The following is a 12,203-nucleotide window of genomic DNA, read 5'->3' on the forward strand; positions in this document are numbered from 1 at the left end:
CCACTGCACCTGCGGCAGCGCCCTTTTGGCCTAGATTTTGGGTAATACTACGCTGAATTGAGCACCCACTCCTGGTTCGCTGGCTACCTCGATGCGCCCGCCGTGAAGCTCCGCCAGCTCCTTGCAGAGGATCAGGCCGAGACCCGTACCCGCGTTACGGCGGCCGGCTGGCCCGTCGCCTCGGTGAAGTTTGAATAGTTGGGTGCGTTGCTCAGCAGTCAGTCCCGGGCCACTGTCGGTAACGGTAATCACGTTTTCGTGGCTGGTAGTGGCTAAATTGACCTTGATCTCGGCACCATCCCCACCGGGGGTGAACTTGATGGCATTACCGATCAGGTTTCGCAGAATGGTCTGCAGGGCTTCGCGGTCGGCGAGTAAAAAGGCATCTCCGGGGGTGTTGTTGATGAGATCGATCCCCTTAGCTTCGGCGGCCGCCGCGTAAAGGTCAAAATTCTCCTCGATAACCTCCGTCAGAGAAAGCGAGGTACGCTTTAACTGGATGCCGCCGGAAGAACTGATTGCCCACTGCAAGAGGTTATTGAGTAGCCCGTTGAGCTGACGCGTGGTTTGGCTAATCTGACCCACCACCGCCTTGACGCGCTCGGTCTGGCCCCGCTCGTACAGTCTATTTACCTGAAAATTAGCGCTGGACAGGGCGACGATCGGGTTGCGCAAATCGTGGGCAATAATGCCAAAAAACCGATCTTTCGTGGCGTTTAACTGATTCAGCTCCAAGTTTTGACCAGCCAGCTTGCGCCTTGCGGACCTCAGCTTAAAGAAAAAGAAGCCGCCCGTCAGTAAAAGTAGCGTGAGAAAACCCGCGGCGGTCTGAAAGAGCCGCCGACTCGCCGTTGCCCGTTCACGTTCGGCGCCCAGGCGGATGATCTCTTTCTCCTTTTCGGCCGTCTCGAACTGGTTGTAATACAACAGCAAGGCGTTGCTACGGTTGGCGGATTGGATGCTGTCCTTCCGGACCATTAGATCCCGGGTGTACCTTTCTGCCTCCCGGTACTTGCCCTGGATACGGTAAAGCGTGGCGAAGAACTCCGTGTACTGAAGTTGTTCGGCCGGGTCCCGTTTTTCGATGGCGCCGCGGTAAAGTTCTTGCCCCAGGGTTTCCGCTTCGGGGAAACGACCATTATTCAGCAAGTGTAGAAACCGCGACTGTTGGAATAGAAAGCCGGACGTTTGCTCCAGGTCCGGATTTTCGGACATCAATCCGCTATACACCTCAAAGTAGTGGTTAAGGGAATCCGGCTGCTCCAGGTGGTGGTAAACCTCCACCAGCCCATTGTAGGCGTAACAGTAATAGTACCCACGCTGGCTATCTAAAAATGGAAGCGAAAATATACGCTGGTACCGATCACGGGCTGCTTCGTACTGCCCGGCCAAAATGAGGTTTCGGGCGATGTTAATATGGTTGCCACCCACGTCTGCAGCGGAAGCGTTTGGGCCGGTGGAGCGGTTGAAATAATCAACTGCACGGTCGTACAGACCAATCTGGCTATACACGATCCCCAGTTCAGTATACATTTCCAGGAGTAATGGCGCTGCCGGCCGGGAGGAGGAAAGAAGATCGATGCCCCGCGCCAGGGTGGTGGCGGCCGGCACAAATTCTCCGGTAGCGTTATAGGATTTACCCAGGTAATTCAGCACTGCGATTGTCAGTGAATCCTGTATCGATGGATCTCTTATTTTTTCAATGGCGTCCAGCGCCGTCGTGTCGAAGTGAATTCCCCGGTCGTAAAGCTGGTTGAAAAAAGCAGCTTTGCCTGCCTCGTGGTATAGTCGCACGCGAAGGATGGGGTCAGTGGTTTCTTTCGCCCGGTCGGCGTAGGCAAAGGAAAGAGAATCGGCCAGGGCAAACTGCCCGGTGCCATTGGCGGCATTAATGAGGTCGATGGTGGCCTCTGCATCCTGGCTAAAGTTGCCGGAGGCTACGGCAATATTGCGCCTGGCAGCGTACAGCGGGACGGCGTTATCAAAGGCAGTGTAAGCCTCTCCTAGCAACCAAGTATTGAGTTGGGCAGCTTTATCGCGATCATCTACGATTCCATTGAGGATGGCGAGTAGGGAGTCGGAACTCATTTGCCCCGTAAGTGCGTAGGGAACGACGAACAGAGCCAGGACTAAACCCGGGAGGTGTGGTTTCAACAAGTGCGTTTTCATACCTCTACAAGATACCGCATCCTGAAATGAATCAGTGATAACACGTAAAAACATATGGTCACCGGGCAAAAAAACGCCCCGGACCGTAGGCGGGTTGGTCCGAGGCTAGGCCGGGGATCCGAAGATCGCCGGCCGTGGGGTTTCGGCCGAAGCCGAAGAAGATGATCACTCGCGTGGAGTGCATGAAGTGGAGGCGGCGAGATTCGAACTCGCGTCCAGCGAAAGCGCAAGGCAGCTTTCTACACGCTTAGTGGCCAGTTAGATTTTCGAGCCCGGGGAAAGATTGGTCACCCTCTGATCCCAGGCCTTAAGTCCTTTATTTAACCTACCGCTCAGACTAGGGCGGCGGGCGATCTCCAAGAGGTGAAGGCGGCGTGATGTGTATGGAGCCTCAACCATGCGGCCTATGGAAGCTAGGAAACTTTATCCCGAAGGATTAGGCTGCCATAGCGTAGCTGGGAGTGCCAACTAGAGTTCAATCGTTATTTTTTACGGAGTAACCAATCATGCTCCGGCGTGCTTACTACAAAGCTTACTTCCCTGTCGATTCCGGTACGCCCCCGTTAGGGCTCCGCGGTGGGTAAATTGCGGACCTTCGGGAGGTAAACGTTTTCACTTGAGGGGAGGTTTCATAGTTAAGAAATTATCTGGCACGAATGGAAGGGAAGAGTCTGTAGTCTATAGTCTATAGTGGCACGTACTACAGACTACAGACTGTAGACTACAGACTAACTGCTACACCGCACACAAAACGGGCTCTCCGGCATCGCCAGCACCCGCCCCATCGGGATCGGCCGGCCGCAACGTTTGAACAAGCCCAGGTTCGGATCATCCAGATTGGCTTCCATGGCCTTCAGGCGCTGCAACTTGCGTTTTGCCGTCCGCAAGGCTGCTTCTACGACGGCTTTATTATTGATCGCGTCCATCCGCGAAACCCGGCCAATGCTGTCATCCGGAGTGACGGGCGCCGCTGCCGCTTCGTACCCCGCGATCTTCTGTTCGGTGGCGGCAATGATCTCCCGTAACTGCTCGCCAAATTGTGTCCTGTCAATCATAACTCCGAAGATAAACCACCGAACCCGAGGACTGAAGACTACAGACTACAGACTGAAGACTACAGACTGCAGACTGAAGACTACAGACTATCTACTCCCCAACTCCACCACCTCCAGATCAAACACCCTTCCCTCCTCAATCGAGAAACGAACAACCGTCCGCACCCGATGGAAACCATGTTTGCCGCACGCTCCCGGATTGATGTGCAGGCACTGCCTTTTCTTATCCATCATCACTTTAAGGATGTGGCTGTGGCCGCAGATGTAGAGGCCCGGTTGTTGCTCGTCCAGCAGCTTCCGGACGCGCGGGGTGTACCGGCCGGGATAACCGCCGATGTGGGTCATCAATACCGAAAGCCCCTCGATCTCGAAGGAGAGATTGAGGGGCAAGCGGCCGCGCACGGTCTGGTCGTCAATGTTGCCGTAGACGCCGCGCAGGGGTCTGAAGGCCTCCAACTCGTCGAGCAGGGAGGCATCGCCGACGTCCCCACCGTGCCAGATCTCATCGCAGTCTTCGAAATATTCAAAAACCTTGGGGTCGAGGTAGGAGTGGGTGTCGGAGAGTAATCCGATTCGCTTCAATTAAAGCGACAGTTGGAGGTCCGGCCCGGAAGCGTAGTTCCTCAGCGCCCGCATCAGCCGCCGGGGCGCGCTGAAGGCTACTTTGGGTAAGGATGCCTGCGCTTCGACGAGTTCCGTCAGTTCTCTGCGGACGACCGGGTCGGCGGCGATGGCATTTTCGGTGGCCCGGACCTGGGCGGGGGTAGCTTCGCCGTACAAATAGGCGATCATGTCAAATTGAGTAGAGGTTTGCTGCATGTCGATGATTTAGACTATAGTATATGGTTGATACCCCGAAGGGCGGTTTCGTTTTTATAGTGTTGAGAAAAACTAATCTCAGGTAAAATTTTCAATTTTCGCAACTCGCAACTCGCAACTCGCAACTCGCAACTCGCAACTCGCAACTCGCGACTCGCGACTCGCGACTCGCTAAGACTTCTGCCGCCGCCAAGTCTGTGTCCGGTAAAGCCCCGTCCAGTGCTTGCCGCGCACGTAGAGCACGTCCGGGTCACCGTCGTACCAAACCACGAGTCGGTATTCGGCACCTTTCTGGGGGTCGAGGATGGTGCCGCCGTTCCACTCTTCGCCATCCTTTGCAATCCCGCTGATGATCTGGAGCCCGAGGATGGGTTTACCCTTCAGTTTGCCGGTGCATTCCGTACACACGGCGTCGTCGTTTCCAGTCAGGATTTTGGCCACTTTGCCATCGAATTTGTTTCCGTTCGCGTAGATCTGGATGACGGATTTTGCCTCGCCGGTATCCTCATCCACCGTTTCCCACATCCCCTCCGGGCTATTCATTTGGGCGCTGACGCAGGTGCTAAATAAGGACAGGAACAGGGTAAAGAGTAACGATGATCTCATGAGGATAGCTTTGCGGTTGGATAACGAATCATGAATGTGAATTGGTACGTGCCGGTTTAGAAATTGGTCTGAATGATATTTTGGTAGGGACTTTAGAAGCTAGATTTTAGATATTAGAGTGGATGTCATTCTAACATCTTAGCTGGATTCTGTGGTCCGAAGACTGTAAACTACAGACTACAGACTGTAGACTACAGACTGTAGACTACAGTACGTCTAACCCAATAGCGACTCACCAATAACTTAGTGTAAACTCCACACGAAGAACCTAACCTAGAATTAACAGTAAGCTAAAAATGCCCTAACCAGTCGTGCTGACCTTTGCGGTAGAAATCAGCCAACGCTACCCATGCAGCCAAAACTTACCTTTTTCGTATTCCTCCTTCTTCTGGGCACGGCCCTCTCCGCTCAAACGGTTCGCGTCACGGATGCGGACCTCGTCGGCGGCCAAACCTATAACTGGGATGCCAACACAACCTACATTCTGGATGGCCTCGTCTTTCTGGAAGCTGGTGGTGTCCTTAACATTCCCGCCGGTACGGTGATTAAAGGATCTCGCCAATCGCAAATCACTACTGGGGACAACACCTCCGCTCTTATCATTGCCCGCGGCGCGCAAATCTTCGCTGAGGGCACCGCCGAAGCGCCTATCGTATTCACCGCTGAGCGTGATGACTTGTCAGATGACTTCGATATGGACATCGAATTCGACCGCGGACAGTGGGGTGGCCTCATCATCCTTGGCAACGCGACCATCGCTCGCCCCGGTGGCGAAGACGGCATCGAAGGCATCGACGCCGGTAACGACTCAGCCAAGTTCGGCGGAGACAACGATAACGACAATTCCGGTACCCTTACCTACGTATCCATCCGCTACGGTGGTTCCGCACTGAGCCCGAACAACGAGATTAACGGCCTCACCCTCGGTGGTGTTGGTTCCGGCACGACCATCGACTACGTGGAGGTGTACGGTAACCTCGACGACGGCATCGAATTCTTCGGTGGTACGGTAAAGGTTGACCACGCTGCCGTCGCCTTCTGCGGTGACGACGCTTACGACTACGATTTCGGCTGGCGCGGTGGTGGCCAGTACTGGTTCAGCCTCCAGGAAAACAACTTCAGCACCGGCCGCGCCGGTGAGCACGATGGCGCCAGCCCTGACGGCCAGGCTCCTTTCTCTAAGCCAACCATTTACAATGCCACTTACATTGGGGTAGGGGAGAGCACCTCCGCTTCCGAAGGTGACGCCGCTGACGCACTGGCTTTCGGTATTCTCTTCCGCGATAACGCAGCCGGCCTTTACGCTAATTCCATCTTTGCCAACTTCAACGGCGCCGCCGTAGCCATCGAAGACCGGGCCGACGAAACGGCTAACGATAGCTACCAGCGCATGCTTGCCGGTGACCTAAAATTCGTGAATAACCAGTTCTTCAACTTTGGCCGCGGCACCGGCTTCTCTTCCATTTTCCTAGTAGTTAACGAGAACGAAGAGATCAACTCGGACAACACACCCAACTTCGTGACGAAAATGATGACCGATGGCAACCAAGTCGTCGACCCACGCTTCAACGGAGATGACCGCGACAACGATATGTACGACTACCGCCCCGGATTCGGTAGCCCCGCCGCCGACGCTGGAGAAGGTACGACTGTTCCCGCTGGCTTTGAAGCCCAGGATTACATCGGTGCTTTCGCTCCTGGCAACGGCGATGACAACGCCAGCTGGCTCACGGATTGGACCGAGATCTCCGCTACCCAGGGTATGCTCAACGTAACCGGCGTCGGCCAGGTAGAAAGCCAGGGTTTCATCCTCGATGCCCCCGTGCCTAACCCCGCTAGCGGTATTACCGCTATCAACTTCGAGCTGCCTCGCGCCGCTACCGTAACTACCACCATTGTCGACATCCTCGGCCGCCCGGTAGCCCAGTACCGTGATGAGTTCGCAGCTGGTGCAAATTCCCGGATCGTCTCCGTCGCTAACCTGCCCGCTGGTAACTACGTCGTTGTCGTCAACGCCGGTAACTCCCGCCTCATGCAGAAACTGGTGGTTCGCCACTAATTGACCCGCCCGGACCGGGCCGCCACCGCAAAGCCATTTAGAGAATTGCTTTCGGTGGCGGCCTTTTCCAAAACGCTACCGGCCCCGCCGCGGGCCACCTACCTGAACTTTTATTTTCTAGTGCAAATCAATTTTCTAATGTTAAGATCTTTCCTCCTCCTGGTGGTCATGCTGACCGTCGGAACCCTGGCTTACGGCCAGCAGGGTGCCATCTCCGGTACCGTCCTCGATGAAGATGGCTTCCCCGTTCTCGGTGCCAACGTTGTTATTCAGGGCACCACCATCGGTGCGCAGACGGACTTCATCGAAGGTAAATTTCAGTTCCAGGTTGATCCCGGAACCTACACCATCGTCGCTACCTACGTAGGTTACGCCGACCTCGTCACTGAGGGCGTCGTCGTAGCGGCTAACGAAACCACGGTCCTGGACCTCTCTTTTAACGGTGATACGGGCGTCGATCTGGACCTCGACGTAACGGTCAGCGCCAAAGCCCTCGAGCGGGGTGACGTTGCCGTTCTCCGCCTCCGCCAGAATAGCGATAAGGTGCAGGACGTCATCTCCAGCCAGGAGATGAGCCGCCTCGGTGCCGGCAACGCCGCCGCCGCCATGTCCAAAGTAACCGGTACGACCATCGTCGACGGTAAGTACGTTTACGTACGCGGCCTCGGTGATCGTTACTCGGCCACTACCGTAAATGGCCTCCGCTTGCCTTCCGTCGATCCTTACCGTAACGCGGCTCAACTCGACCTCATCCCTACCAACCTGCTGGACAACATCGTAGCCAGCAAAACTTTTACGCCCGATCTGCCCGGTGACTTCACCGGCGGTAGCGTCAACATCAAGCTCAAGGCACTGCCCGAGCGTTTCACTTGGGGCGTCTCCGCTTCCACGAGCTACAATACGTTGAGCAACTTCCAGAGCGACTTCCTCACCTACGATGCTGGTGATAAGTCCTGGCTCGGATTCAACGACGGTACGCTGGACCGCCCAGCGATCTTGGATGACCCTCGCCGCGAGGAACTGTTCATCACCGGTCAGTCCGCCGTAAGTGAAGCTCGGAGAAACGATGATGCAGCTGCGCTGCTTGACGAAACCACTCGTGCCTTCGCGCCGAACGGTTTTACCCAGACCAACAATACTTCACCGCTGGATTACAGCTTCAGCGCCAACATTGGCAATCAGTTCCAGATCGGTACCATGCCGGTAGGTGTGTTTGCTACGGCCAGCTACTCTCGCGACTACAGCTTTCAGGATGGTACCCGCGCCAACTTCTTCGCCAGCCCCGGTAACGATCAGCTGATCCGCAACTTTGATCTTCGCGACCAGAAGAGCGTTGAGAGCCCCAAAATCGGTGGCATGCTCGGCGTAAGCTTGCGCCCCAGCAATGCATCCACCATCAACCTTTACAGCATTTACTCTCACCAGGCTTTCATCGAAGGCCGTAGCCTCCGTGGTGCCAACGATGATTTCGGTGTGGCCGGCAACCAAGAGAACTTCTTCCAGAGTAATACTTCCTCCTTTACTGAGCGGGCACTCACCTCCTACGTTGCCGAAGGTAGCCACGTACTTAAAGGCCTCGGTAACACCAAGATTGAGTGGGCCGGTAATGTGGTCAACTCCGTACAGAACGAACCGGACATCCGCTTCCTCGCCTACGTAACTCAGGGGGGATCTTCTCAGATCAACCAATCCGAGATCACGCTTCCCAGCCGCTTCTTCCGTGACCTGACGGACGATAGCTACCAGGGTAAGCTGGACATTACGATTCCTTTCCTGCAATCCAAAAGCCGTGGCAATGCCATCAAGTTTGGTGGCCTGTATAACACGAAGGACAGAGACTTCAACGAGACTTCTTACCAGTATGCCCGTAGCCGGGGTATCGACTTCAACGAAGCAAATTCCGACCCTGCTGTCTACTTTGGTTCCGACAATCTTGGCCTGCTGAATACGGACGATCGCGGCAACAATTTCTTCGGCCTCTACGCCATCGATGCGACCAACCAGGCGAACAGCTACGTGGGCTCATCCGACATCTACGCTGGCTACCTGATGGGTACCTACGAAGTAACGAAGCGCCTGAAAGTAATTGCCGGCCTCCGCATGGAAGGAACGGCCATCGACGTCATCTCCGACAAAGCAGAAGTTTCCACTAACCCCGAGGACTTCATCGCTAACATTGATACGACCTCTTTCCTCCCCGCCCTGAACTTGGTGTACAAGATTGGTGATGGTGAGAACGGTGGCCTCTCCAGCAACCTGCGCGCCAGTTTCACCCAGACGATTGCCCGCCCTAACATGCGGGAGATTGCACCCTTTGGTAGCTTCGGCTTCATCGGTGAGCCACCCGTTTTCGGTAACCCCGATCTGCAGTTGACGAGCATCGATAACTACGATATCCGCTACGAACTCTTCCCCAAGGCCGGTGAGGTGATTGCCATCTCCGCCTTCTACAAGAAGTTCCGTAATCCAATCGTTGTGACTTTCCGCCAGGCGGGTGAGCAACAGTTTACCTGGACGAACAGCGAGACGGCAGACCTTTACGGTATCGAGTTGGAGCTGCGGAAGAACCTTGGTTCCTTTACGTCCGCGCTGGAAAATCTCACTTTCAGTTCTAACTTCTCCTTCATCCAATCTCAGCAGTCCATCGACGCCCGGGAGGTGGAGATTGGCCAGACGGTTGATCCTGATTTCGAAGCGGAGCGCCAGTTCAACGGCCAGTCACCCTTCATCGCTAACGTGAACCTGAGCTACCAGAGCCAGGACGAATCCCCCTGGGATGCCGTCATCGCCTTCAACTACTTCGGCGACCGCTTGGCTTCTATCGGTGCTGTCGGTTCTCCCGACATCTTCGAGCGCGGCCGCGGTACGCTCGACTTCAGCGTCGGTAAGAAATTGGGCAACTTCAAGCTTACGCTCCGGGGCCGCAACCTGCTGAACCCCGCTTACGAGCGCTTCTCTGAGTTCAACAACAGCGAGTACATCTTCAGCCGCTACGACCGCGGCCGCGAAGTAAGCCTCGGGGTCAGCTACGGACTCTAAGTCCTTCCACGAATAGGAAGATCTCCTCTTTCACGGAAGGGGAGATCTCTAATCACCTAAAACGTTTTGCACTAGATTACTTTGTAATCCTTTCGGCGCCACTCACGGTTTGTGGGTGGCGCTTTTTCTTGTTGGTGACCGCACGCTCGCAGGAGAAATCTATTTCCGCTGAGCTACAATAGATTCCACGCTACGAGGAGCTGAGGGTTACAATTTTAGTAGGTCCTTGTAGCGTCCGACGCAGGAGGTCCTGCAAGCGTCCGGCCGTGTTTTTGACCGCACGCTCGCAGGACGATTCTATCTCCGCTGCGCTACACCAGAATCGACGCTACGAGGAGCTGAGGGTTACTACTCAGTAGGTCCTTGTAGCGTCCGACGCAGGAGGTCCTGCAAGCGTCCGGCCGTGTTTTTGACCGCACGCTCGCAGGACGATTTTGTTTCCGCTGCGCTACAACATAATCGACGCTACGAGGAGCTGAGGCTTACAGCTATAATAGGTCCTTGTAGCGTCCGACGCAGGAGGTCCTGCAAGCGTCCGGCCCTTCTAAAACTCAAACAAAGTCCCCACCGTACCCGGCGGCGTGGCACCAATGTGGTTATAAGCCTTTTCAGTAGCAATCCGACCTCGTGGTGTCCGTTGTAAGTATCCTTCCATGATGAGGAAGGGCTCGTGGACTTCTTCGATCGTTCCGGAGTCTTCACCCACCGCCGTGGCGATGGTGGATACGCCAACCGGGCCACCCTTGAATTTATTGATGATGGCATCGAGGATTTTGTTATCCATTTCATCGAGGCCGCCTTCGTCTACGTTCAAAGCCGTTAGCCCGTAGTCCGCGATGGCTTTATCGATGGTGCCGTTGCCTTTGATCTGGGCAAAATCCCGAATCCGGCGGAGGAGGGCGTTGGCGATTCGCGGCGTACCCCTGCTCCGGCGGGCGATCTCCTGTGCACCGTCCGGGGTGACCGGTACATTCATGATTTTACAGCTTCGCTTAATGATCTTTACGAGGGTGGGGATGTCGTAGTAATCCAGTAAACAATTGATGCCGAAACGGGCCCGCATTGGAGCTGTCAGTAGTCCCATTCTGGTCGTGGCACCCACCAATGTGAAGGGTTCGAGGCCGATCTGTACGGAGCGAGCGTTAGGGCCGCTGTCGATCATGATATCGATCCGGTAATCCTCCATGGCGGAGTAGAGGTATTCCTCCACGACATTGTTCAGGCGGTGAATCTCATCAATGAAAAGCACGTCACCCTCGTTGAGGTTAGTGAGGAGGCCCGCCAAGTCACCGGCTTTTTCCAGTACGGGGCCACTCGTCATTTTCAACTCCGCACCCAACTCGTTGGCTACTATGTGGGAGAGCGTCGTCTTTCCCAATCCGGGAGGCCCGTGCAGCAGTACGTGGTCGAGGCTATCTCCCCGTTCCACAGCGGCCTGAATAAAGATCTTGAGATTTTCTACGATCTTGGGTTGCCCACTGAAGTCATCGAGTGAATCCGGCCGTAGGGCCTTCTCCATGCTATTATCCTCCGGTTGCAGATTATCTGCCGTAGGGTCAAGGTGTTCGTTCATACGCGGCCAAGATACACTTGTTATTTATATTTTTATAGATAACACTTTTTGTGGTTTATCGGTCGGTCCTGGGCCCGACGGATCGTCCCTTTGCATTAGGCCGGTCTCGTCTTCTTGCCCATCTCCCGGCACCTGCGGCAGCGCCAAACACGCGGTAATACTTGTAGCTATCTTATAATTTAGGTAGCGTAGCGGAATCACAATAGACTTTGGTACGAAATTATTTATCCCTTTTCAACCTATGTAACGTCCCCCCTCTCCTTTGGAGAGGGGCCGGGGGAGAGGACTACAAAGATCCAATAACGAGTAAAATATCGAGGGTCGCGTACTTCGTGCTCAAACCTGCGAGCCCAAATGGTAGGAAATACAAAGCCCTGTTTGCGAGAGCAGACAGGGCTGAGATGGTTGGGATAACAGGATGGCTCCTAAAGTCGCATACTTCGTGCTCAAACCTGCGAGCCAAAATGGTAGAAAATACAAAGCCCTGTTTGCGAGAGCAGACAGGGCTGAGATGGTTGGGATGACAGGATGGCTCCTAAAGTCGCGTACTTCGTGCTCAAACCTGCGAGCCCAAATGGTAGGAAATACAAAGCCCTGTTTGCGAGAGCAGACAGGGCTGAGATGGTTGGGATAACAGGATGGCTCCTAAAGTCGCGTACTTCGTGCTCAAACCTGCGAGCCAAAATGGTAGGAAATACAAAGCCCTGTTTGCGAGAGCAAACAGGGCTGAAGTAGTCGGGATGACAGGATTCAACCCCTAAGAACCTGCGGCGGGCCGTTCAAAATAATTTACCCGCTCAACCCCTTATGAAATAACGGTTTACGGGTTTGGCCGCGTTGGTGCCTAAAAATTGATAGCCCGAAAACCGCCCCCAATTGCGCC

General features: G+C 54.9%; 8 protein-coding genes and 1 other RNA gene. 2 read left to right on the top strand and 7 right to left on the bottom strand.

Features of this window, described 5'->3' with window-relative positions; all coding sequences use genetic code 11:
- Window positions 1–30 precede the first annotated feature (30 nt).
- From A3850_RS11465 to A3850_RS11490, 6 genes are all read right to left on the bottom strand, one after another.
- Window positions 31–2,154, bottom strand: coding sequence for a HAMP domain-containing sensor histidine kinase (locus tag A3850_RS11465; RefSeq protein WP_231915312.1), 2,124 nt, complete (start codon window positions 2,152–2,154; stop codon window positions 31–33).
- Window positions 2,155–2,354: 200 nt separating this feature from the next.
- Window positions 2,355–2,731, bottom strand: a transfer-messenger RNA (tmRNA) gene (ssrA, locus tag A3850_RS11470).
- 166 nt (window positions 2,732–2,897) lie between these two features.
- Window positions 2,898–3,224, bottom strand: a complete 327-nt coding sequence (locus A3850_RS11475) for a TraR/DksA family transcriptional regulator (RefSeq protein WP_068216634.1) — start codon at window positions 3,222–3,224, stop codon at window positions 2,898–2,900.
- 87 nt (window positions 3,225–3,311) lie between these two features.
- Window positions 3,312–3,806 (bottom strand): metallophosphoesterase, encoded by a 495-nt coding sequence (locus A3850_RS19545; RefSeq protein ID WP_076639945.1) that lies wholly within the window; start codon window positions 3,804–3,806, stop codon window positions 3,312–3,314.
- A complete protein-coding gene (locus A3850_RS11485) occupies window positions 3,807–4,043 on the bottom strand; it encodes a hypothetical protein (RefSeq protein ID WP_068216638.1) in 237 nt (78 codons plus the stop codon). It lies immediately after the preceding gene.
- 171 nt (window positions 4,044–4,214) lie between these two features.
- Window positions 4,215–4,649 (bottom strand): DUF2147 domain-containing protein, encoded by a 435-nt coding sequence (locus A3850_RS11490; protein ID WP_068216640.1) that lies wholly within the window; start codon window positions 4,647–4,649, stop codon window positions 4,215–4,217.
- 349 nt (window positions 4,650–4,998) lie between these two features.
- Here A3850_RS11490 and A3850_RS11495 point away from each other — a divergent pair, with 349 nt between their 5' ends.
- Window positions 4,999–6,708, top strand: coding sequence for a T9SS type A sorting domain-containing protein (locus A3850_RS11495; RefSeq protein ID WP_068216642.1), 1,710 nt, complete (start codon window positions 4,999–5,001; stop codon window positions 6,706–6,708).
- 138 nt (window positions 6,709–6,846) lie between these two features.
- Window positions 6,847–9,747, top strand: coding sequence for a TonB-dependent receptor (locus A3850_RS11500; protein ID WP_068219710.1), 2,901 nt, complete (start codon window positions 6,847–6,849; stop codon window positions 9,745–9,747).
- A 544-nt stretch (window positions 9,748–10,291) separates the two neighbouring features.
- Here the strand turns inward: A3850_RS11500 and ruvB are convergent.
- On the bottom strand, window positions 10,292–11,320 hold the full coding sequence (gene ruvB, locus A3850_RS11505) for a Holliday junction branch migration DNA helicase RuvB (protein WP_068216644.1): 1,029 nt from the start codon (window positions 11,318–11,320) through the stop codon (window positions 10,292–10,294).
- Between the last annotated feature and the right edge of the window lie 883 nt (window positions 11,321–12,203).

The organism is Lewinella sp. 4G2 (assembly GCF_001625015.1).
Lineage (GTDB): Bacteria > Bacteroidota > Bacteroidia > Chitinophagales > Saprospiraceae > Neolewinella.